At 44.8% G+C, this 22,275-nt stretch carries 23 protein-coding genes; 4 read left to right on the top strand and 19 right to left on the bottom strand.

Annotated elements, in window-relative coordinates; genetic code table 11:
* Positions 1–111: 111 nt before the first annotated feature.
* Entirely contained in the window at positions 112–351 is a 240-nt protein-coding gene (locus GPK83_RS04060) for an XRE family transcriptional regulator (protein ID WP_215704071.1), read from the bottom strand.
* 136 nt (positions 352–487) lie between these two features.
* Between GPK83_RS04060 and GPK83_RS04055 the strand changes: the two genes are divergently transcribed.
* The 3 genes from GPK83_RS04055 to GPK83_RS04045 all read left to right on the top strand — a co-directional run bounded on the left by GPK83_RS04055 (position 488) and on the right by GPK83_RS04045 (position 2,051).
* The gene (locus GPK83_RS04055; RefSeq protein WP_117485327.1) at positions 488–811 is read left to right on the top strand and encodes a helix-turn-helix transcriptional regulator; all 324 of its coding nucleotides are present in this window, start codon (positions 488–490) and stop codon (positions 809–811) included.
* Positions 812–831: 20 nt separating this feature from the next.
* Positions 832–1,569: a Fic family protein gene (locus GPK83_RS04050; protein ID WP_215704070.1), complete on the top strand. Its 738-nt coding sequence runs from the start codon at positions 832–834 to the stop codon at positions 1,567–1,569.
* A gap of 143 nt (positions 1,570–1,712) precedes the next feature.
* Entirely contained in the window at positions 1,713–2,051 is a 339-nt protein-coding gene (locus tag GPK83_RS04045) for a hypothetical protein (protein WP_345941770.1), read from the top strand.
* 412 nt (positions 2,052–2,463) lie between these two features.
* Here the strand turns inward: GPK83_RS04045 and GPK83_RS17305 are convergent, their stop codons facing one another.
* On the bottom strand, positions 2,464–2,703 hold the full coding sequence (locus GPK83_RS17305) for a hypothetical protein (RefSeq protein ID WP_345941773.1): 240 nt from the start codon (positions 2,701–2,703) through the stop codon (positions 2,464–2,466).
* Between GPK83_RS17305 and GPK83_RS04040 the strand changes: the two genes are divergently transcribed.
* Positions 2,587–3,816, top strand: coding sequence for a recombinase family protein (locus GPK83_RS04040; protein ID WP_345941772.1), 1,230 nt, complete (start codon positions 2,587–2,589; stop codon positions 3,814–3,816). The two genes, GPK83_RS17305 and GPK83_RS04040, sit on opposite strands and share 117 nt — an antisense overlap.
* A 20-nt stretch (positions 3,817–3,836) precedes the next feature.
* Here GPK83_RS04040 and purD read toward each other — a convergent pair whose 3' ends face one another.
* The 17 genes from purD to GPK83_RS03955 all read right to left on the bottom strand — a co-directional run bounded on the left by purD (position 3,837) and on the right by GPK83_RS03955 (position 22,271).
* Positions 3,837–5,120 carry a phosphoribosylamine--glycine ligase gene (gene purD, locus GPK83_RS04035; protein WP_215704068.1) on the bottom strand — a complete coding sequence of 428 codons (1,284 nt, stop codon included), beginning with the start codon at positions 5,118–5,120 and terminating at the stop codon, positions 3,837–3,839.
* Positions 5,121–5,200: 80 nt separating this feature from the next.
* Positions 5,201–5,794, bottom strand: a complete 594-nt coding sequence (purN, locus tag GPK83_RS04030; protein WP_015553538.1) for a phosphoribosylglycinamide formyltransferase — start codon at positions 5,792–5,794, stop codon at positions 5,201–5,203.
* Positions 5,788–6,819 (bottom strand): phosphoribosylformylglycinamidine cyclo-ligase, encoded by a 1,032-nt coding sequence (gene purM / locus GPK83_RS04025; RefSeq protein ID WP_215704067.1) that lies wholly within the window; start codon positions 6,817–6,819, stop codon positions 5,788–5,790. Before purM ends, purN begins: the two co-directional genes overlap by 7 nt.
* A gap of 208 nt (positions 6,820–7,027) precedes the next feature.
* A complete protein-coding gene (purE, locus tag GPK83_RS04020; protein WP_015553540.1) occupies positions 7,028–7,546 on the bottom strand; it encodes a 5-(carboxyamino)imidazole ribonucleotide mutase in 519 nt (172 codons plus the stop codon).
* A gap of 402 nt (positions 7,547–7,948) precedes the next feature.
* The gene (locus tag GPK83_RS04015; RefSeq protein ID WP_215704066.1) at positions 7,949–10,018 is read right to left on the bottom strand and encodes an aminopeptidase; all 2,070 of its coding nucleotides are present in this window, start codon (positions 10,016–10,018) and stop codon (positions 7,949–7,951) included.
* An 85-nt stretch (positions 10,019–10,103) separates the two neighbouring features.
* Positions 10,104–10,421 carry a DUF6142 family protein gene (locus GPK83_RS04010; RefSeq protein ID WP_021904813.1) on the bottom strand — a complete coding sequence of 106 codons (318 nt, stop codon included), beginning with the start codon at positions 10,419–10,421 and terminating at the stop codon, positions 10,104–10,106.
* A complete protein-coding gene (locus tag GPK83_RS04005) occupies positions 10,402–10,869 on the bottom strand; it encodes a VanZ family protein (RefSeq protein WP_181968511.1) in 468 nt (155 codons plus the stop codon). The genes GPK83_RS04010 and GPK83_RS04005 overlap by 20 nt, the downstream gene beginning before the upstream one ends.
* A gap of 196 nt (positions 10,870–11,065) precedes the next feature.
* Positions 11,066–11,215, bottom strand: a complete 150-nt coding sequence (locus tag GPK83_RS04000; protein ID WP_015553543.1) for a hypothetical protein — start codon at positions 11,213–11,215, stop codon at positions 11,066–11,068.
* A gap of 14 nt (positions 11,216–11,229) precedes the next feature.
* Complete coding sequence (gene pyrE / locus GPK83_RS03995) at positions 11,230–11,904, bottom strand: orotate phosphoribosyltransferase (protein ID WP_215704065.1); 675 nt, start codon at positions 11,902–11,904, stop codon at positions 11,230–11,232.
* Between the two features lie 31 nt (positions 11,905–11,935).
* Positions 11,936–12,838: a dihydroorotate dehydrogenase gene (locus GPK83_RS03990; protein ID WP_215704064.1), complete on the bottom strand. Its 903-nt coding sequence runs from the start codon at positions 12,836–12,838 to the stop codon at positions 11,936–11,938.
* Positions 12,835–13,668 carry a dihydroorotate dehydrogenase electron transfer subunit gene (locus GPK83_RS03985; protein ID WP_117485306.1) on the bottom strand — a complete coding sequence of 278 codons (834 nt, stop codon included), beginning with the start codon at positions 13,666–13,668 and terminating at the stop codon, positions 12,835–12,837. The genes GPK83_RS03990 and GPK83_RS03985 overlap by 4 nt, the downstream gene beginning before the upstream one ends.
* 127 nt (positions 13,669–13,795) lie before the next feature.
* Positions 13,796–14,713: an orotidine-5'-phosphate decarboxylase gene (pyrF, locus tag GPK83_RS03980; RefSeq protein ID WP_015553547.1), complete on the bottom strand. Its 918-nt coding sequence runs from the start codon at positions 14,711–14,713 to the stop codon at positions 13,796–13,798.
* 176 nt (positions 14,714–14,889) lie between these two features.
* Positions 14,890–16,404, bottom strand: a complete 1,515-nt coding sequence (locus tag GPK83_RS03975) for an ATP-binding protein (protein ID WP_215704063.1) — start codon at positions 16,402–16,404, stop codon at positions 14,890–14,892.
* A gap of 38 nt (positions 16,405–16,442) precedes the next feature.
* Positions 16,443–19,658 carry a type I restriction endonuclease subunit R gene (locus GPK83_RS03970; RefSeq protein WP_215704062.1) on the bottom strand — a complete coding sequence of 1,072 codons (3,216 nt, stop codon included), beginning with the start codon at positions 19,656–19,658 and terminating at the stop codon, positions 16,443–16,445.
* Between the two features lie 12 nt (positions 19,659–19,670).
* Entirely contained in the window at positions 19,671–20,243 is a 573-nt protein-coding gene (locus tag GPK83_RS03965; protein ID WP_345941771.1) for a restriction endonuclease subunit S, read from the bottom strand.
* Between the two features lie 25 nt (positions 20,244–20,268).
* Entirely contained in the window at positions 20,269–21,501 is a 1,233-nt protein-coding gene (locus GPK83_RS03960; protein WP_215704060.1) for a restriction endonuclease subunit S, read from the bottom strand.
* Complete coding sequence (locus GPK83_RS03955; RefSeq protein ID WP_215704059.1) at positions 21,498–22,271, bottom strand: hypothetical protein; 774 nt, start codon at positions 22,269–22,271, stop codon at positions 21,498–21,500. The genes GPK83_RS03960 and GPK83_RS03955 overlap by 4 nt, the downstream gene beginning before the upstream one ends.
* Positions 22,272–22,275: the final 4 nt, after the last annotated feature.

Below are 22,275 nucleotides of genomic sequence, written 5' to 3'. Positions count from 1 at the left end.
AAAGCAATATTCAGCTAAAATACAGTAACTATGTGGCTTTCAGCCACTTTCACGGCTGATCCGTGAATAATCTAGGTTTAATATTGTCTTCTTCATTTGGTCCGTTCTCTCTCACCCCCTCTCGTCCTCTGTTGCGAACAGGTATTCTAATGTGTGTTCTGGGAAAAAGTGATCTCTAATTCTCACACATTCTGAATATTCCCACGGCACTTTACCATTGAATCTCGAATGAATCGTTCTATATGAAACTCCCAGATATGTTGCAATTTCAAGGCGAGAGACTTTTTTTCTTTTCATCTCAGCCTCAAGATTATCAATTTTTACCGTGCACAACTTTTTCACCTCTTTCAAATTGCGTAATTATGCAATTCATACCTTTGCTATATTGCATTATTGCGCGAATGTCAACATATTATTTGCAGAATTTTGCAATTTTGTGTTTACTTTTTTGGCGCAATATTGTAATATCATCGTAGGAGGTATACACATGGATCAAAGAGCTGAATTACTACGGAAATTGATGGACTCAAAAAACATGAAGGTTTCTGATATTGTAAAGATATCTGGTCTTCCCTACTCTACAGTAAAAGCAATCTTAGAGCGTGGGGCAGAAAAAGCCGGTTATATAAATGTTTGTAAAATATGTAATGCTTTAGGAATTACCGCGGATGAATTGGAGCGAATGGTTGCAGAAAATAACTATCAACCTACCACCATCGCCGCCCACTTCGACGGTGACGATTTCACAGAGGATGAGCTGGATGAGATCCGCCAGTTCGCTGAATTTGTTAAGAATAGAAAGAAATCATGATCCCCAGAAAGGAGACGCACATGACAACTACAGAATTTATTCAGTTCCTGCTGGAACGTTTTCAAATAGAATGGAAGCGCCGTGACCGCTCCGGAATCTACGGTCTCACTCAGCGCTTACTTGCTTATAACTCCAATAAAATCGAAGGCAGCACTCTGACGGAAGAACAGACGGCGTCTCTCTTTGATACCGGCACACTTCCAAAATCAGATGATTATTATCGTGCAAAAGATGTAGAAGAAATGAACGGACATTTCTTAATGTTCAATAAGATGTTAGAAACAATTGACCAGCCTCTCAGCCAGGAACTGATCAAACAGTTCCACTATGAACTGAAAAGCGGTGTCTTTGAGGATCGCGCCAACGGGTATGCGATCGGTGACTACAAGAAACGTCCGAACATTGTCGGTATGTATGAGACAGTTCTTCCAAGCAAAGTTCCGGAAGAAATGGGAAAACTGCTCTCCTGGTATTCCTCCCAGGATGTCACTCTTAAAATTCTGGCTGAATTTCATGTTCGCTATGAAAGCATTCATCCTTTCCAGGATGGAAACGGACGCACTGGTCGAATGATCCTTTTCAGGGAATGCCTGCGTCATAATCTTTCTCCGTTGATCATCGAGGCTGCTCACCGGCCGGAATATCTGGAAGCGTTGAAAGAATATCGTGAAAACGGATCCGTGGCAAAAATGTGTTCTCTATTCCATCTGGAACAGGATTATTATCGGAACCGCTGTCAGTATTTTATGGAGGAATAATTTTTACGGAGGCTCTTATGAATTCATACGAATATCTACAGGAAGAAGCCCGCGAAGATGGAGTCAATGTGATCGACTATCCTTTCGACAGCAACCGAATCCGCGGTCTGTAATGTGATGGTACGGTAGCTATCCGTCAGGATATGACCACGGTAGAAAAGTCCTGTGTTCTCGCGGAAGAGCTTGGTCACCACCGCATGACAGTCGGCAATATTTTAGATCAGAATGATGTGGCTAATCGCAAACAGGAACATCTTGCAAGGCTGTGGGCCTACGACCGTCGGATCGGACTCTCCGGGATCATCCTGGGATACCGGAACCATTGCCATAACTTGCATGAATTAGCAGAATGTCTGGAAGTGTCAGAAGAATTTCTGAATGAAGCCTTGGAATGCTACCGGGAAAAATATGGCTGCTACACAGAGCTGGATGGATATGTGATCATGTTTGAACCGCACTTGGCGGTGATGGAAAAGATATAGAACGAACCTTGAAAATAATATACTTACCCGGGGAACCGAAGGGGCGATTATGTCAGCCGCCGGACACGAAAGTGAAAGGAGTCTGGTGCTGATGGTTACATATTCTGATCTGTTTCAGTTTGTAATTATGCTTTGTGCTGTAATAACCCTCGTTGCTTATTTTACACACAAAAAATAGCGCCCTCGTCCTGGTAAGATAAGGCGCTATTTTTTAGGTTGATGCTTGCCGGCGGCTAGGTGTACTCTAGCTTTCGGCTCTCTCGTTAAGTATATTATACAGGTCCGGAAATAATTTGTCAAATCACATAAATAGAAAAACCGCCCGGTGTTACCAGCACCGAACGGATTTTCATAGATTTTCTCTTGCCGGATGCTCCGGAAAGATATAATCAGCCTGAACAACTGAATTATATCATCTTCCAGGCATCTCGGCAAGGGGTGTATTTTTTATACCTTTTTCTGGAGGTGTTATATGAAAAAAGTCGCTATTTACGTCCGGGTCTCCACCCAGGAACAGGCCGTTGAAGGATATTCCATTTCGGAGCAGATCGACCGGCTTACAAAATTCTGCGAAGCTCATTCCTGGAAGCTCTATAAAGTATATACGGATCCGGGCTTTTCTGGCGGAAATATGAACCGTCCATCTCTCCAAAAGCTCTTTGCTGATTGCACACAAAAACGTTTTGATACCGTTCTTGTCTACAAACTGGATCGATTATCCCGTTCCCAGAAAGATACCCTCTATATTATCGAGGACCTTTTCCTTACAAACCATGTGGATTTCATCTCCATGTCGGAAAATTTTGATACCAGTACCCCGTTTGGGCGGGCCATGATCGGAATTTTAAGTGTCTTCGCGCAGTTAGAGCGGGAACAAATTAAGGAACGAATGGCAATGGGACGGGAAGGACGGGCAAAGCAGGGAAAATGGCACGGCGGCGGAAATGTCCCAATCGGCTATGACTTTATTAACGACTATCTTATCCCGAACGAATACGAAGCAGCGCAGGTTAAACAGATCTTCGATCTGGCGATCCGCGGATATTCCTATTCTGATATTGCCCGCTCCATGTCTGGATACACTACCAAATATGGACCTTATAAAGTTGGTTATAATACGATTTCTTTAATACTGCAAAATCCTATCTACATTGGAAAGATAAAAACAAATACTGGATATATGAACGGGATCCACGAACCACTTATAGACGAAACCACATTTAATGAAGTTCAGAAAAAGGTTACCCAGATCGCTGAATACTACAAAAAAGAACATACCGGGCACTACGGTCAGTATCTTCTCTCTGGGCTATGCCGATGTGCTTCCTGTGGGGCCACATATTCTGCTCATTATGTAGGCACGAAAAAGCATCGCTATAAATATTACAAATGTCGTAATCGTGCTTACAACTGGCGTGATGGATCTCCAAAATGTATGTCTCCCAACATAAGAGTCGAGGTCTTAGACAATGCTGTTTTAAATGAAATCCGTCATCTCCAGCTGGATCCTGATTATTTTGATGAAGTTTCCAATTCCCCCGCTGCGGACTCTTCATCTCTTGTTGAAACATTAAATAAACGTCTGGAAAATATACAAAAGCAAATTGCCCGCACGATCAGGCTCTACTCGCTTGGTTCAGTCGAAGAAAAGGATATAGAAAATCAGCTGCAGATCCTCTATTCCGAAAGAGATACCCTCTCTCTTGAAATTGAGAATGCTACAGCTGATCAGAAAGATACTGCCGATTTCAAATGGAGATTTTGAGATTCATTGGACCTTTTAGGTTATGAGTGAATATCTTCGATCGCCTTACCAATATCATGTCTCATATACTTATTCTCAAATGATATCCATTCCGTAGCCTCATAAGCCTTCTTTCTGGCTTCCTTCAGATCTTTTCCGGTGGCGGTCACACCGAGGACACGGCCGCCGTTGGTGACGATCTGACCGTTTTCGTTGAATTTTGTGCCGGAGTGGAAGACATAGTAATCGTCTTTTCCCTTGAACTTCTCAAGTCCCTCGATCGGGAATCCTTTTTTATACTCTACCGGGTAGCCGTCGGACGCTAAGATCACACATACTGTCGCGCGGTCATTGTCGAACTTTAAGTCGACCTGATCGAGCGTTCCGTCGATACATGCCTCGAAGACGTCCACAATATCGTTTTCCAGTCTTGGGAGAACGACCTGCGCCTCCGGGTCGCCGAATCTCGCGTTGTACTCCAGGACCTTCGGGCCGTCCGGGGTCAGCATGAGACCGAAGAAGATAACTCCCTTGAACGGTCTACCCTCTGCCTTCATGGCATCAACAGTCGGCTGATAGATATATTTCTTACAGAACTCATCGACTTCCTTCGTGTAGAACGGGCTCGGAGAGAAGTTTCCCATACCGCCGGTATTTAAGCCCTGGTCGCCGTCCTTTGCACGCTTGTGGTCCTGAGCAGAACTCATGATCTTCACGATATTTCCGTCCACGAAGGACAGTACGGATACCTCACGGCCTGTCATAAATTCCTCGATGACGATCTCATCACCTGCGGAGCCGAACTTCTTATCCATCATCAGGGTCTTAACGCCCTCTTTTGCCTCTTCCAATGTCTGGCAGATCAGAACGCCCTTTCCAAGCGCAAGACCGTCTGCCTTCAGTACGATCGGCATCTTTGCGGTCTCAAGATACTCCAGCGCCTTTTCCGGGTCTGTAAATGTCTCATAAGCCGCTGTCGGGATATTGTACTTCTTCATAAGATCCTTGGAAAATGCCTTGGAACCCTCGAGGATCGCCGCGTTCTTTCTCGGTCCGAATACACGGAGTCCCTCTTTCTCGAAGACATCAACGATTCCGCCTACAAGCGGATCGTCCATACCGATCACGGTAAGATCGATCTCTTTTTCTTTCGCGAAAGCAACTAATTTATCAAATTCCATGGCACCGATCGGCACACACTCCGCTACTTCAGAAATACCTGCATTGCCCGGTGCACAGTAGATCTTATCGACCTTCTTGCTCTGTGCGACCTTCCATGCGATCGCATGCTCTCTTCCGCCGCTGCCAACGATTAAAACCTTCATTCGTTTTTCCTCCTGCTTATCAGTGAAGCCGTTCCTGTATACGCCCCGCGCAGCCAGGAACGGCTGTCTTCTATCCTGTATCAGATCTCTCCGTTTGCGATCATGTCGATGGCCTTCGGCAGGATCTTCCACTCTGCCTGTTCCATGACGCGGCGCTGAAGGACCTCCGGCGTGTCACCTTTTTCCACTTCAACAGCCTTCTGTAAGATGATCGGACCGGAATCCATTCCCTCGTCCACAAAATGTACCGTCGCACCGGTGATCTTTACACCTCTCCGAAGAGCAGCCTCATGGACCTTCAATCCGTAGAAGCCGACACCGCAGAAGGACGGAATCAAAGACGGGTGGATATTGATGATCTTATCTCTGTATTTTTCGATCATGGCTGCAGGGATCTTCACGAGATATCCTGCCAGCACGATGAGGTCCAGCTCATAGGAATCGATTTTAGCAACCAGGGCCTCATTGAACTCCTCCCTGGACGCAAAATCCTTCGGTGAAAGACACTCAGCCGGAATCCCATGCTTTTTCGCGCGCTCCAAAGCAAACGCGCCTGCGTTGTTGCTGATGACAACCTCTACCTTCGCATTGCGGATCGTTCCCGCGTCGATGGCATCTAAGATCGCCTGAAGATTCGTTCCTCCGCCGGAAACAAGAACGCCGACTCTTAACATAAGGTCACTCCCTTTTCTCCTGCCTCGATGGATCCGATGATGTATGGGATATCTCCTGCTGCCTTCATGGCTGCCATCGTTGTGCGGACATCTTCCTCAGCGACTGCAACGACCATGCCTATTCCCATGTTGAAGGTATTGTACATGATCTTCTCATCGATCTCGCCCTTTTTCTGCATCAGCGGGAAGATCGGCGGGATCTGGTAGCTGTCTTTATGAATCACAGCGCGGACGCCATCCTTTAACATACGCGGAACATTCTCGTAGAAGCCGCCGCCTGTGATATGGCTGCATGCCTTTACGGTAACGCCTGCTTTTTTCACGTTCTTTAAAGCTTTCACATAGATTCTTGTCGGAGCGAGAAGTGTCTCACCAAGAGTCTTTCCAAGCTCGTCGTAATATGTATTTAAGCCCTCCGCAGTCATCTCTTTCTCAAATACCCTGCGGACAAGAGAGAAACCGTTGGAGTGAACGCCTGTGGAAGCCATTCCGATCAGCACATCACCCGGCTGAAGATTCTCGCCTGTGATCATATCCTTTTTATCGCAGACGCCAACGGAGAAACCTGCAAGGTCATACTCATCCTCTGCCATAAGACCCGGATGCTCTGCGGTCTCACCGCCGATCAGGGCAGCTTCAGACTGGAGACAGCCTTCCGCAACACCTTTTACGATATCCGCGATCTTTTCCGGATAGTTCTTGCCGCATGCAATATAGTCTAAGAAGAATAACGGCTCACCGCCTGCACACGCGATATCGTTGACACACATGGCAACTGCGTCGATACCGATGGTGTCATGCTTGTCCATGATCATCGCAAGTTTCACCTTTGTTCCACATCCGTCAGTACCGGAAAGAAGGACCGGCTCCTCCATATCTTTGATCTTTGCGAGGGAGAATGCACCGGAAAATCCGCCAAGACCTCCTAAAACTTCCTCACGCATGGTCTTCTTAACATGCTCTTTCATCAGTTCTACAGACTTGTAACCAGCCTCGATATCAACTCCGGCTTTCTTGTAATCCATATGTATTTCCTCCTGGAGAATCTTATGTTCTCGGACATTCTCTGCACATTCTGCATGTTGCATGCGCGATCATGTCCCGATTTCTATATTTTTTATGCTTATATGAGTTTACACTGTGTCTTCAGCAGACCCTGCTGGAAACACAATGCCCGGCAGCTACTCATCTTTCTGTCTGCGGGAACTCTGTTTTTAATATCTCTGTTACTTGTCATTTTTTCATGGAAGCAAGATACTCTTTGTATCCGATCTTGTCGAGCTTCTCAGCCTTGCTCTCAACTTCCGTCTTCATCTTCTCGGAATAAGCTTTTAATTTTTCAAGGAGTTCCGGATCGGATGCCGCAAGGATCTTTGCCGCAAGGATTCCGGCGTTCTTTCCTCCGTTGATCGCTACGGTCGCTACCGGGATTCCGGACGGCATCTGTACGATAGAATAGAGGGAATCCACGCCGCCTAAGTCAGAAGTCTTCATCGGGATTCCGATGACCGGAAGCGGGAAGATCGCTGCGCACATACCCGGAAGGTGAGCTGCCTTGCCTGCGCCGGCGATAATGACCTTCATGCCTTTGCTCTCGGCACTCTTCGCGTACTCGAAAAATGTATCCGGCTCTCTGTGAGCGGAAATGATCGTCATTTCAAAATCAATACCAAACTGTTCCAGTACCTCGGCAGCCTGTGCCATGATCGGCATATCAGAGTCACTGCCCATTACAATTCCAACTTTTGCCATTGTTTTTTCTCCTTATGAGTGTAACGATTATTGATAAGTCATTCTAATAAATAGCTTTTTAGTAACAATATTTCCTTATCAATCATAATACAAGGTTTTTTTATGCGCGTCAAGTAGGAATCCGTAGATTCTGCCAACTTCATGCAGTGATGTGATACTGCAAAATATAATATTCTTCCCATCCATCGGTCTGTCAGCGGCTTTTCCTGGGATCACAAGTGTCCAAACTCAGTGTAATTATGTAAAAACACCCTGAAATACATAAATGAATTACATATTTCAGGGTGTCCTGTCATCAGCTGCATAACCACTGTGTTCATAATTTTCTCTATGCTATTCCGGTTTTGCAGTCTGATAAAACTTTTTGTAACGATTCTGTATCTTCACAGTTACAACTTTTTCTTATTTTTCATCCAGCGGCCTATTTAATTCATCCAGCCCCGCCAGCACAAACCTTCCGTCCAGAATAATATCTGTCTTCGTTCCGTCTGTATGGACTGTGGAAATTCTCTCCAGCTCCTTATATGGGATCGTGATATCCGTGTGGACACCGAAGTACGCCTTCGAGACATCTTCCTTCCTTAATATAGAAACTTCGTTGTCTCTCGCGATCATCTCCTTGCCGTCCGGATTGTACATCGGGCTGTCCTCAGACCAGCTGTAGCAGGTGTCGCCAACTGCAAAGTGCGGTCCCATCTTCTCGACGATAAGGATCGGCAGGCGGTCCAGAATTCCAAACTTCTCCGCCATGGCGTAGGCCGTCGTGTTCGTTCCGATGGCAAACTCGCCGAGGGGCAGCGTCTCATGACCGTTCATGATTCCCTGCACGATGAGACGGTGTCCGGCTTCCTGATCGATCACTCCATTTTCCACGAAGTTATCGCATACCGCTGAAACCACACGGCCGTCCTTGAATTCCATGCGGAGATTCCGGTACTGGATATCTCCGATATAAACCGTTCCCACATTTAAGATTCCGTTCGTTCCCGCAAGCTTCGGGGAAGTGAACACCTCGCCAAGCGGAATATTTACATCCGCCACACAGTTCTCAAACTTCGTCTGCTTTTCCGGGTTGGAAATCGCAGCCAGCTGGACCTGCATGTTCGTCTGGTTCTCCCCTTTTCCGGTGATCTCCACATACTCCGCCGTATCGAGAACATCAATGATCTTCTGCTGCATGTCACGGTAAAGTTCGTAATCCAGGGTGTTGATCCGGATCGTCTCCTTAAAGATCTCCGGGAACAGTTCCCCGATTGCCGGAACCGGGAACGCGATGATCGTAAAGCTCGTCTCATCCCCCGGAATATATTCGTTCACCACCGGCATAGAGAGATTCCTGTACTCCAGATAAAGGTTCTGCTGTTTCTCCGTAAACGCCCATGCCTCCGGCTTATTCACTGGCTCAAAGCCCGGCTCGCCGAAGGTCTCGATGACCGCCGGTCCCGCGTAAGCGGCTGCGTCCTCTTTATACTGCTCGTAGGCCGTCTTTAAGACACCGATCTTCCGGTCACGGAACGCCTTATCCATATAGACTGCGCTGTCATAACGATGGTCATAATCATACTGTCTGTTCGGGGAAGAGGATGCGTATCCGCTGTGTCCTGCCGGATTCCGGTTGATGCTGCCCACAGCACTTCTGCAAAAGATCACCGAAAGCCCCGCTGACTCGAAATTTTTTACTGCCTGGCGTACCATGCGTTCAAAACCGATCGGATAACGCACTGACACCGTCTTCTTCTTCGAAAGATCCCGGCCCATGACCTCAAATCCACGGATATATCCGTCAGTATAGGTATCTGCCATCTTCCTGATCTCTTCCTCCGGCAGGCTGTTTAAGAACGCCGCTGTCTTCTCCTCTTCCGGGGAAATATACGCACCGAACCGGTAGAGATACGAGAGATCGGAAAGGTCACTCTCCATGATGATCTTTTTCGCGAAGTCAAGCTTTGGATCCACGCCTTCCTGTACACGGTAAGTCAGAGTCACATCACAGTAGTCGCTGGCGCTCCAGTAGAGCACGTCCTTGATCTCCTTCGCTGCCGGAAGTGTCTCGCCCTCAAAGAGGTTGTAGATCTCGATCAGTGCCTCGTTTCCGATCACGAGATCCAGAACACGTCCCTCAAACGCGTAAATGATATCCCCGCGGATCTCCGCATAGAGATAGGAAAGAAGCTTTCCGTACTCCTCCCCCAGTGTCTTCACCGCGTAAGCCGGATTCGTATAGCTTGTCTCATAGTTTTCTGGAAGAACATCCACATAAAGCTTATGGTTTAACGTTCTTCCCTCTTCCAGTGTCATCTGATCCAGGCTTCCGTCCTCTTTCGCCTTTAAGACCTCGCCGCACTGGATAATGAACTCTGTCACTTTTCTAAAATAATCCCGGTAGTTTTCCGGTACCGTCTCTTCCGTCAGAATTTCCTGGATCCGCGCCATGGAAAGGTCATAGCGCTCTCTGATCAGATCTTGTTCCATGTGTCATGCCTCCATTTCACGTTCATTTTCCGCACCTGAAAAAGATGCGCTCCGGACCGCTGTTCCCGGTTCCGCCCTGTCATCTTTACAGCGCAAACACGATCATCAGTACCCACACCAGCAGCAGGATCCCCGCCGCCGCAAGGCTGATCTTCGCCAGAAGATAATTCTTCTCTTTCTCCATCATGGCAAATACACCATAGACCACCGATGACACCGCAATGATAATACTGCAAAAACCCAGAGCCGCAGCCGCAAGCGGTGCATTCCCCTGGGTATAGTACGAAAAGCTGATGGCGGCGGCATAAAAGACAAGTGCCGCCGCTGCGAGCCCTGCCGCCACAAAACTGTTCTTTGCAAACGGCTTTTTTATATACGATACTTTATTTCCGATTCGTTCCACTGTATCTCTCCCAAACGCCTCTCGCAAGGACAAAAATAATATACCCGGCAAAACCACCGATGGTATTTAAGAGCAGGTCATCCACATCAAAGCTTCCGACTTTGCCGACAAGCTGCATCGTCTCCACAAGAAGACTCATGGCAAAGCTTAAGAGTACTGTGATATACCAGTGTCTCGTCCGCACCCAGATGACCGGCAGAAAAAAGCCAAAGGGCATAAATGCCAGCACGTTACCGAAAATATTCAAGAACACCGCGCGCCAGCCAAGAATGTTCCTGTATAAAAGAAAGCGCCGAATCTCTTTAAAAAGGGTCAGGTTGTAGGAATATTCGGCCCTCGCGTCGGGGCTGCGCCCCATTTCTTCGGCGAAAAACAGGAAATATGTCAGCAGAACCAGATACAGGACAAAAAGAACCGCCCCGAGAATCCGATGTCTGTGTTTTTTCATTTTCAAAATTCTCCATTCCCATCAAAACAGGGGTTCCTGTTTCGTGGTCCTTCTCTCCGGATACTCTCCGAATTTTTAAGCAGGAAAGGAGATGCCGCCATAAAGGCCACATCTCCCACTCCGCTCATTTCACTTTTCAGGCATGCTTCACCGCTCTTTTTGTTTTCACAGCCGCGTTAAAACCGCCCTGATCCGATTAAAACGTAATCTCAGATTTTCTCTTAAGAAGCAGTGCCCCGTTCACGATCGCGATGATTCCGGCAGCAAGTCCGACAGATGCAACGATAACTCCAACCGCGATGCTCGCTGCCCCTGTGTTTCTCATGGTCTTATAAATTTTTTCCATAAAACCGCTCCTTCTTATTTTACGCCATACTGCTCATAGTATGCGTCGATCGCTGCTTTTAATGTGTCGTCGATGATAACTTTTCCCTTGTACTCTTTGTTGTAAAGGTGCTCAACTACTTCCTTCATGGTTACGATCGCTGTTGTGCGGAAACCGTATTTCTCCTGAATCTCGGCAAGAGCGGACTTCTCACCTTTACCTCTCTCGCAGCGGTCTACGGATACAACAAGACCGAGAACATCGACATCGCCCTGTGCCTTGATGATCGGAAGTGTCTCCTCGATGGATGTACCCGCTGTTGTCACGTCCTCGATGATAACGACCTTGTCACCGTCAGCGATCGGGCTGCCGAGAAGGATTCCCTTGTCACCGTGGTCTTTTACTTCTTTTCTGTTGGAGCAGTACTTGATGTCTGCGCCGAAGTGCTCACTGATCGCCATGCTTGTTGCAACGGTCAGCGGAATTCCCTTGTAAGCCGGTCCAAAGAGAACATCGAAGTCTGTTCCGAATGTATCATTGATCGCTTTTGCGTAGTACTCGCCAAGCTTTCTGAGCTGGGTGCCTGTGCGGTAGAATCCTGTGTTTACGAAAAACGGAGTCTTTCTTCCGCTCTTTGTTACGAAATCTCCAAATTTTAATACGCCGCAATCAACCATGAATTCAATAAATTCCTGCTTGTACTTTTCCATGACCTAAAAACTTCCTTTCAAAATAATATTCTTAGTGCACAGCACCAATTAACTCGTGGATATCTTCCACACCGTACTTCTTCATGTACGCCTCGATGCCCTTGATCACCTGGATCGTCGTATCCGGGTTGATGAAATTCGCGGTTCCGATGGACACTGCTGTCGCACCTGCGAGGATGAACTCCAGCGCGTCCTCAGCCGTCATAATGCCGCCCATTCCGATCACCGGGATCTTCACAGCGTTGGCGACCTGATATACCATGCGGACAGCCACCGGTTTGATCGCCGGGCCGGACATACCGCCGGTCTTGTTTGCCAGGGCGAATGTACGCTTGTTGATATCGATCTTCATTCCCGTGATGGTATTGATCAGAGATACCACATCAGCTCCGCCTGCCTCAACGGCTCTCGCCATCTCAGCGATATCCGTAACGTTCGGGGAGAGCTTCATGATCAACGGCTGCTTTGCGACCTTCTTTACCGCCTTTGTGATCTGCTCCGCGCATTTCGGATCCTGGCCGAATGCGATTCCGCCCTCTTTTACGTTCGGGCAGGAGATATTGATCTCAAGCATATCTACATCAGCGTCAGCGAGACTCTCCACAACATCCACATAGTCGCTCTCGGACTTTCCGCAGACATTGACGATGATCTTTGTGTCATGCTGTCTTAAGAACGGAACGTCGCGCTTCATGAACACGTCGACGCCCGGTCCCTGAAGACCGATAGCATTTAACATTCCGCCGTAAACTTCCGTCACTCGCGGGGTCGGATTTCCCGGCCACGGCACGTTTGCGATTCCTTTTGTTACAACAGCGCCGAGACGGTCAAGATCGATCATCTCGCCATATTCCATACCGGAACCAAAGGTACCGGAACAGGTCATCACCGGATTCTTTAACTCTACACCGGCAAGTGTTACTTTTGTATTCATGCCTGCTCCTCCTTTTTGATCATGATGCCGGAGGCGATGCGCTCGCGCTGCTCGTCCGGAGTCAGAAGTTCTACCTCCTCTGCGCGGAATACCGGACCGTCCTTGCAGATTCTCTTGTTTCTCACGTTACTGTGCTCATCAATGTCCTTGCTGTGGCATACACAGCCAAGACAGGCACCGATTCCGCATGCCATCTTTTCTTCCAGAGAGATATAGCACTCGATCCCGTTCTCCATTGCGTAGGTCTTTAATGCCTTCAACATCGGAGTTGGTCCGCATGCGTAGATAATATCCGCGGTAAGCTTCTCCGCGCGGATCGCGTCGATGACATTTCCCTTTGTTCCGACACTTCCATCCTCTGTCGCGATCACGACATCGGCGTATTTGCGAAGCTCGTCTGCGAGGAAGGTCTCTTTATCTCTGTAACCGATGACTGCTGTCTTCTCGCAGTCCAGGTTCTTAGCAAGCTCTAACATCGGCGGGATTCCGATTCCGCCGCCGATCAGGAATGCTTTTTTCTTCTTTAAGGGGAATCCATTTCCCAGCGGTCCCATAATATCGAGGGTATCGCCTTCTTTGTATGCGGAAAATTCCTTTGTTCCGGCTCCCGCGATGCGGTAAACGATCCGAAGTCTTCCATTCTCCTTGTCCGCCTCGCAGATACTGATCGGACGCGGCAGAAGCTTTGACTGGTCATTGGTGTAAACAGCGATAAACTGTCCCGGTACGGCTGCTTTTGCCATCTCCGGTGCGTCAAGCCACATGCTGTAGATTCCCTCTGCCAGTTTTTCCTGGCTGTGGATCACAGCGTTTACTTTTTTCTGTGCCATGGTTTCCTCCTGGTGGTTTACTATCAGTATTCCGGTGCTTTTCCAACTTTCCGGAACACTGTTTTTATATGGTTACAACACATCAGCCACGGACATACGCCATGGCTGATAAATTTTCAATGTACTATTATAATACGGAGTTGATATCCGCGATCATATCCACAACGGCCTGTCTGGATGCCTCTGCGAAATGTTCCGGACCGAACTTTGCGTATTTCTCCTGCTTATACGCAGCGATGATTCCTCTGGAGGAGTTTACGACAGCTCCGAGACCATCCTCGTTGAAGCAGTGCATTAAGTCTTTCGCGGTACCGCCCTGTGCGCCGTAGCCCGGTACAAGGAAGTATGTCTTCGGCATGAGCTTTCTTAAGATCTTGCTCATCTCCGGATATGTAGCGCCCACAACAGCGCCTACGTTGCTGTAATCGCCGTCCATGCTTGCTTCGCCCCACTCAACGACCTTCTCTGCGACTAACTCGTAGAGCGGTCTTCCATCTACAAGGCGGTCCTGAAACTCGCCGCTGGACGGGTTGGATGTCTTAACGAGAACGAAAAGGCCTCTGTCCTCATCGTTGCAGACATTGACGAACGGTTTGATTCCGTCTGTTCCGAGGTACGGGTTTACGGTGATAAAATCCGTATTGAAACCGCGGCATTCATTGCTTCCAACTTTTACACTTCCGATATGTCCAACTGCATATGCGGAGGAAGTGGATCCGATATCGCCTCTCTTTACATCTCCGATCACAAGGAGTCCCTTGTTCTGGCAGTATTCGATCGTGCGGGCATATATTTTAAGACCCTCAATGCCAAACTGCTCATACATTGCAATCTGCGGTTTCACTGAGGGAATCAAATCATAAGTGTTATCAATAATTTCTTTATTAAACTGCCATACAGCCTCGGCAGCTCCTTCCATGGTCTCGCCGAAGTCCTTAAATGCTCTCTGGACAATATGGTTCGGGATATAACCTAACATAGGGTCAAGACCGACGCAGATCGGTGCCTTTGTCTTCTGAATCTTCTGTATGAGCTGACTGATCATAGTTTCCTCCTCCGATGTAGTTGCGTTTCTACAACACCTTATTCTTTCCAATTTTAGCATATGGTGTTTCCGGTTTCAAGTAGAAATATAGAGGTTGGGAAAATTTCTGCAATTTGAGGAGAATCGGGGAATATTGTGACAGATGGGGAGGAGGCCGATGGAGCTGGTCTCCCCTCTTATACTACTTCCCAATGTCCTTTATGGCTGGTACCGACACGTTTGATAATGTTCTGCTGCCTCATCCTATTTACATGATATTTTACCCTGTTGATTTTCCAACCTAATTTTTCTGCAATCTCTTTCTGAGTCATGTCTGGATCCTGGCTTATTATCTGCAAAATAGTTTTGGCCTCTTGGCTTAGTTTCGTTTGGGTGGTACTTTGGGTGGTATCTTGGGCGGTTTGGGTGGTGTCATGCACAGTTTGGGTGGTACTTTGGGTGGCTTGGATATTACCTTGGGTGGCTTGGGTGCCACTTTGGATATTTTCTTCCGCACATCTTATCACTGTATCTTCCGTATTCCGATAAAGATTAATACGGAACCCGATCTCTAAATCCTGAAACTCTGGCTCCCGCAGTCCATACTCTTTCATCGCCTCCAACAATTTCGGAATCCCACTGCCCCATGCTTCAATCAGATTCATGTATGAAAAAGCATGTGCCAATGCACGATTTCGAATTTTAGAGTATCCCTCTCTCATTTTATCCAATGTCACACCTGGCATCAAACCGCCCGGAGAGGTGATCTCCAACCGATCATCATAAATCGCCACCTGGATATGTGAACTTTGTAAATAGCTACAGTTCATCACAGCATTAATAATCAACTCACGAATACTGTCCGGCGGTAATTCATAAATATCTTTCCGATAAATTCCCTCAAGTTTTGCGCCTAAATGAATATTTCTCAATACAAACTGGAACGAATCATCGATCTGCTGCCATAATGGACCGCTATACTCACGCTTGTCCACAAATACAGCACGTGTTTTTCCTTTGAACATTCCACATTGGATATGTGACAAGAATTCATCCTTTCCCAACAGGAAAACATATCCATTTGTAGGATGTATATTTCCATCTTCTGCTTCTGCCAGTAGTCCCCAACTGAGCAGTACATTCTTTGTTATATCCTTAACCGCTTCTTTCTGCGTCTTTGACTTTCCATTCGCAATAGCTACTTCTTTCATCTGCCTGCACAGTTCTGCAATCTCTTCATCTGTGACTGTCAAATCTCTGCGAATAACCTTGTCATAGGATCGTCCCTCATCCTCATAATACATTTCAGCTGTTAGGTCACGTCCAGCAGGACGGGATGTCCCAGAAACCCGGATATAAGTGCCATCCTTAATTCCCATGGACTTGATATAATACGGTCTCTGTTTTCCCGGGCTGATCTCAGCAATAATGATCGTCTTATCCTCAATCGTCTGTAAGTAAACATCTGGAATAACGACCGGTTCACAGCTGTCCGATATTGCTGTAGTAATCGCATCAATCTCCGAAAAGACATTTTCCTTAGGAATACCGACTACCTCACGAGTATCATCATCAACACCAAATACAATGCGTCCACCCTCTCCATTTGAGAAGGCAATAACTGTTTTCATGTATTTTATACTATCCTTCGGTCTCTGGACTTTAAACTCTACATTTTTTGATTCACCTGCTAAGATTTCTTCAATAGTCAATAAATTCACCTCCACTCAGTTTCTACTATATTTCGCAATTATTTTCCATTTCCATATGGTGTCTTCGTTTCCGCAACCATCGATAATGTATCCCGACTATTAAAATCGTAAGTTACTATCTTTTGCTCCGGCTCAGTAAATGTAGATGAGCCACCAATTCCAAAATATTTTTCAAAGAATTGTTTCAATTTGTCAATAACGCCCTGCTTCTTCTTTGCTCTTCCACCGCCGCCGAAACGAGATATTGGCGGCATAAGCCTATCTATATCCGTTCCCGCCGTCTTGATCTCTCCATCCCGGAATGCATTCTCCATAAATTTTCTGGTATCTTCCGGTTTCAGGCGTTCTTCCGCAATAATATTATCGAGGTCATGATCTCGCTGCTCTACCACATAGCTATGCCACTCATTCATAACATCATCCACATCATTGATTCCCGCTATAAAGGTTTCAATGAGCTGTTTCTTACTGCGCAGTTCCGGACTGGCGTCAATTGCCTTGTTGATGGTTATCAATACTTCTTTATCCTCGCAATGGGTATCATGATACTTCTTCACAAGCATCAGAATATAATCAATATTGATTTCTATCTGACGAATCAGTTCAATCTCAAATACCACATCATCTGTAATATCCGTACTTTCCTGCCGCTTGCGTTTCCACTCATCGCGCAGATCCTGATAACGACCAAGATAATCCTGCAGATCACGCTCAGTAATCAATTCTTTCTCTTTAAATTCATCAAATGAAATCAAAAGATTTCTCATTCGGAGAATTGCCCCAAACAAGGCAATAAACTCTTTTTGATTTTGTTCCCCGATGATCTGGGGTTCTGACAGTGGAAACTTATCATTCAGTTCTTCCACCATATCCACATATCCCGGCATCGGTTTGCCATCTACCGATTCATATCCATAATAATAATCCTTAAAGCTCTGCAGAAGAACAATGCCTCCTGCATTCTTGTCCCCAAACAGGGAAATGGCACTGTCCACCCGCTTTTGCAGATTGCGAAAGCATACAATATTTCCAAAGGTTTTAATAGAATTCAAAATGCGGTTTGTTCGCGAGAATGCCTGTATTAATCCATGCATTTTCAAATTCTTATCCACCCACAAAGTATTCATGGTTGTCGCATCGAAACCAGTAAGAAACATATTTACTACAATCAGAATATCCAATTCCTTATTCTTCATACGAAGAGACACATCTTTATAGTAATTCTGGAATTTATCACTTGAAGTGTCATAATTTGTATGGAACATCTGATTATAATCTTCTATTGCCTCTTCCAAAAAATCTCTGGACGGCTGATCAAGTGCAGAAGTATCTTCGGAGTTTTCCTCATCCAGAATGCCATCCGATTCTTCCTCATTTGCGCCATAGCTGAAAATAGTCGCAACACGTAATTTCTTAGTCGGATCTGCTGACATCTGCTTTTTGAATTCCTGATAATACAGCTTTGCCATCTGGACACTTGATACAGCAAAAATAGAATTAAAGCCACTGATTCTCTGTTTCTGCTTGATTTCCTCTACTTCGTCCCTTTTAGCTGAAGCAACCTCTGCAATGTTCGTAAGTGTGTTGTATATGTATGTTTTATCTCCACGATATGTCTTCTGGTCAAAATGTTCCAGTATATACTGTGTCACAATATGAATACGCTCAGGAGCCATCATAACCTTTTCCCTATTGATGTCCCATACCATCTCATCCATGATTTCTTCCTCAGCATCCATCGTTTTAATATAATCGACACGGAACGGGAGAACATTTTTATCATTAATCGCATCCACGATCGTATAACTGTGAAGCTGATCGCCAAAAGTCTGTCCTGTTGTGAAAAATTCTGGATTCTTCGCTCTGCCGGAATTGACCGAGAATATTGGCGTTCCTGTGAATCCAAATAAATGATATTTCTTGAAATTCTTTACAATGGCCGTATGCATGTCGCCAAACTGACTGCGGTGACACTCATCAAAAATGATGACAATATGCTTCGTGTACACTTCATGCCCCGGATTTTTCTTTATGAATGTAGCTAATTTCTGGATTGTAGTAATAATAATATGGGCATCCGGGTCTTCAAGCTGACGTTTTAATACAACGGTTGAAGTATTGCTGTTTGCAGCTCCTTTTTCAAAACGGTCATATTCCTTCATGGTCTGGTAATCCAGATCCTTACGATCAACCACGAACAATACTTTATCAATATACGACAATTTTGACGCCAGTCTTGCTGTCTTAAAAGAAGTGAGTGTTTTTCCTGATCCTGTGGTATGCCAGATATAACCTCCACCTTCAACACTGCCATACTTTTTATAATTATTAGCAATTTCAATGCGATTGAGAATTCTCTCTGTAGCCGTGATCTGGTATGGACGCATAACCATCAGCATGTCCTCAGATGTAAAAATACAATACTTTGTGAGGATATTGAGAATCGTATGTTTCGCAAAAAATGTCTTGGTAAAATCAATGAGATCAGGGATCACTCGATTATTAGCATCGGCCCAGAAACAAGTAAATTCAAAACTGTTGCTCGTCTTTGTCTTACTGGCACCACGTTTTTCATGTTCCTTTTCTGCATTTCGTCTGGTACTGTTGGAATAATACTTTGTATTTGTTCCATTTGAAATTACGAAAATCTGAATATACTCGTATAATCCACAACCCGTCCAGAAAGAATCCCTCTGATATCGATTGATTTGGTTAAACGCCTCTCGAATAGCAACACCTCTGCGTTTCAGTTCGATATGTACGAGCGGCAGGCCATTCACCAGTACCGTAACATCATAGCGGTTGTCATGCTTTGCACCATCTTCTGTACCGATCACATATTGATTGATGACCTGCAGTCTGTTGTTATGAATATTCTTTTTATCTATGAGCGTGATGTTCTTGGAAGAACCATCATCACGAGTCAGTACCTGAACATTATCCTCCTGTATCTTTCGGGTCTTTTCCACGATATGCTCATTTGGATTAGCAACAGCATTTTTGAAAAAATCTTCCCATTCTGTGTCAGAAAATCGATAATTATTCAGTTCTTCTAACTTTTTACGGAGATTTGCAATCAAATCTTTCTCCGTGTGAATAGGCAGATATTCATAGCCCTGCTCACACAACAAACGAGTAAACCCCTGTTCCAATTCCGCTTCACTCTGATAACTGTCAGAGCGCTTCTTGACTGGTTCATATTCTGCGACAACAGTATTTTCTGATGTCTCCGCTACAATATTAAAGTATGGCACATGATCGCCTCCTTATCTTTGTAATTCTTTAAAAGATAACAGCTTGTCTCTGTAATATTCATATTGCTTTTGACGTGCCTCGATTTCAGCTGGAAGACCCGCGGTCAGGTCATTGCAGAGATTATCAAAACGGTTGAGTATAGAAATAATTCTCTTTTGTTCTTCCAAAGACGGTACGCAAATCTTAGCTCGGCTAATATTATCATTATAAAGTCTTGCAATTGTTCCTCCCGTGGACACCGCCCAAGGTTGAAGTTGATAGCAATATAATAAATATTGATTTAGAGCAATGCTTTCATCGTTCGCAATCCATACAATATTTGAATCCTGATAATATGCATCCTCGCCATCATACACAATAGTTTTCCCTATTGTTCCGGCTGCAGAAATTAAAATATCCCCCTTATTTGGATATGAATATGTATTTCGATATTCTTCGAATTTTTGCTTGGTAATATATGCATCCGGTTGCTTTCCAAATGTTCCAATTTTGTAAAATGGAACATCGCCATCAGAGCTTGTTTCCGCTTTCATTATACGTTTACACATGGATACCTTGCCAACACTCCCTAATTCAATTCGCACATACCCAAACACATATTGAATGAGCTTAATTGCATTCAGCTCTGTCTGTCTGTCTGTCTGTCTGTCTGTCTGTCTGTCTGTCTGTCTGTCTGTCTGTCTGTCTGTCTGTCATAATCGTGCTGCCCATTTCAGTGAATGTCAAGAGCAAATCTCGATAATATTCATATTGTTTTTGACGCGCTTCAATTTCTGCTGGCAAACCAATATTTAAATCTGTACAGATAGATTCAAAATTATCAAGTACATTAACAAGTCTTTTTTGCACATCCATTGATGGAATAGGAACAGGAAATTGATTTAGCATTGGTCTCCGAATAGATGCCACAGAACCCTGAAACATAGTTTTCTGGATATATGGCAAAAATGCTGATCTCATATAGTGAAAATAGTATCGTGGTAATACATCTGGCGTATTTATATGAATTCTGTATGCTCTTTGATGCAAAGCATATTTTCCTTCAACATAATGAAATACCTTCCCCACACCGACTCCATCACCAGCTGTAATAATAGCTGTCTCATCATATTCATATTCATTTTTTCGCAACGGTTCCTGTGAACGAACATAAAAAGGATACTTTCCCTCTTCAAGACCTTCATTAGTGTTACTACTGCCAGTACTAATATCAGCAATATCAGCTAATGAAACCATTTTAATACTGTTATCAAATGTCAGTAGTCTATTACGATAAAATTCATACTGTTTCTTCCGAGCTGTAAGCTCGGCTGTAAGCTCGGCTGTAAGGAACGTGAAAGAGTCCAGCACGCGGACTATTTCACGTTGTACCTCCAGAGGAGGTACAGGGAGATTATACTTCATAACAGCCTCTTTATCACCTCTTGGCATTTTAGCCCCCTTTGAATTTTGTACATCGTATAAGAAAAATTTATCTGAGGACATTACATAATACAAGAATTCGGGAGTGATTTGAGTTCTATCATTAATTTGAATCGCTAATACATCTCCATTTGTCCCCCCAGCACAATCTGACAACCATATTTTTTTCAAATATGGGCGAATATTACCTATCAGAATATCCCCTTTTTCAAACTGAATTACTTTTCCATTGTTTGGCACGCTACTAGAAATCGTTTTCCCCTGTTTATTTTGAAGTAGATTTTCAACCCCTACATAGGTATTTTCATTGATTTCCGTAGCGTTAATCCTTTTTTTTGCATAATGCGCTATTTCGTTCAGTTCCTTATATTCCACGCCATTTGGGCAAAACTTTTCTATCAACTCTGCTAATTTACTCATCGCATCATCCCCATTATTTGTTTATATGAATAATCTTCACCTTGTTTACGCAGTGAATATTCATCACTCATTATATACGTGTCATCATAATTGATCTTTGCAATTGGTGAAAAATAGTGACCATATCCCTTTAATACTGGCCTAAAATCACTTGTAACAGCACAAGTCACCTTTGTCGTGTTTTTTCCTTTATAATCTCCTAAACGTAATGCAACTTCACGAAGTGAAAGTTTTTTAAACCCTTGTTCAAAAAATAAAAAGCAAATACCTCCTGCTCTGGCTTCTGAATGATACGCAAGACAATCTGGTTTTTCACGTTCTATTCTATTGATAAACTCTTTTTCGTGATTTGTTAGTTCTTCGTGATTTCCAACCTTTTTCAAAATCTTGTCAAAGCCAAAATGGATACCATCTATTATCCGAATATTTTCGACTGGATAAATTGTAGGGATAAAGCTACTTCCGTCATCATATGCCCAAAATGTCAGAATATTATTACCAGCTTTCCACTTTTTTATCTCTGCTCTCGCCGTTTGAGAACTATCCGCCCAATATGATAGTTTTTGTCCTGGAAAGAGATTCGAATACCTATTATCTTTTCTACTTACTCTAAGGTTTCCACAGTGAAGTTCACTTACCGTTTTCCCATAATAGGTGCCTTTAAATTCAAGACATCTAAAAAAGTTAAAATCATGCGATTCTATTATTGGCAACTCCTTATGTTTCCATATGTCCATGCCCCAATACTGGTTTGGAAAAAGTTCTCCCATAAAA

The organism is Clostridium sp. MCC328 (genome assembly GCF_018785465.1).
Taxonomy (GTDB): Bacteria; Bacillota; Clostridia; order Lachnospirales; family Lachnospiraceae; genus Pilosibacter; species Pilosibacter fragilis.
Note: the sequence above shows the minus strand (reverse complement) of the source record. Positions and strands in the feature narration are given on the sequence as shown.

Excerpts from the sequence above, each read along its gene's own strand:
- pyrE (WP_215704065.1), bottom strand. The coding sequence starts at position 11,904 with ATGGAAAAGTACAAGCAGGAATTTATTGAATTCATGGTTGATTGCGGC.
- GPK83_RS03960 (WP_215704060.1), bottom strand. The coding sequence starts at position 21,501 with ATGAGTAAATTAGCAGAGTTGATAGAAAAGTTTTGCCCAAATGGCGTG.
- GPK83_RS03955 (WP_215704059.1), bottom strand. The coding sequence starts at position 22,271 with ATGGGAGAACTTTTTCCAAACCAGTATTGGGGCATGGACATATGGAAA.
- GPK83_RS04000 (WP_015553543.1), bottom strand. The coding sequence starts at position 11,215 with ATGGAAAAAATTTATAAGACCATGAGAAACACAGGGGCAGCGAGCATC.
- GPK83_RS04055 (WP_117485327.1), top strand. The coding sequence starts at position 488 with ATGGATCAAAGAGCTGAATTACTACGGAAATTGATGGACTCAAAAAAC.
- purN (WP_015553538.1), bottom strand. The coding sequence starts at position 5,794 with ATGTTAAGAGTCGGCGTTCTTGTTTCCGGCGGAGGAACGAATCTTCAG.
- GPK83_RS04045 (WP_345941770.1), top strand. The coding sequence starts at position 1,713 with ATGACCACGGTAGAAAAGTCCTGTGTTCTCGCGGAAGAGCTTGGTCAC.
- GPK83_RS04005 (WP_181968511.1), bottom strand. The coding sequence starts at position 10,869 with ATGAAAAAACACAGACATCGGATTCTCGGGGCGGTTCTTTTTGTCCTG.
- purD (WP_215704068.1), bottom strand. The coding sequence starts at position 5,120 with ATGAAGGTTTTAATCGTTGGCAGCGGCGGAAGAGAGCATGCGATCGCA.
- pyrF (WP_015553547.1), bottom strand. The coding sequence starts at position 14,713 with ATGATCAGTCAGCTCATACAGAAGATTCAGAAGACAAAGGCACCGATC.
- GPK83_RS04050 (WP_215704070.1), top strand. The coding sequence starts at position 832 with ATGACAACTACAGAATTTATTCAGTTCCTGCTGGAACGTTTTCAAATA.
- purE (WP_015553540.1), bottom strand. The coding sequence starts at position 7,546 with ATGGCAAAAGTTGGAATTGTAATGGGCAGTGACTCTGATATGCCGATC.
- GPK83_RS04015 (WP_215704066.1), bottom strand. The coding sequence starts at position 10,018 with ATGGAACAAGATCTGATCAGAGAGCGCTATGACCTTTCCATGGCGCGG.
- purM (WP_215704067.1), bottom strand. The coding sequence starts at position 6,819 with ATGGATTACAAGAAAGCCGGAGTTGATATCGAGGCTGGTTACAAGTCT.
- GPK83_RS03985 (WP_117485306.1), bottom strand. The coding sequence starts at position 13,668 with ATGGCACAGAAAAAAGTAAACGCTGTGATCCACAGCCAGGAAAAACTG.
- GPK83_RS03990 (WP_215704064.1), bottom strand. The coding sequence starts at position 12,838 with ATGAATACAAAAGTAACACTTGCCGGTGTAGAGTTAAAGAATCCGGTG.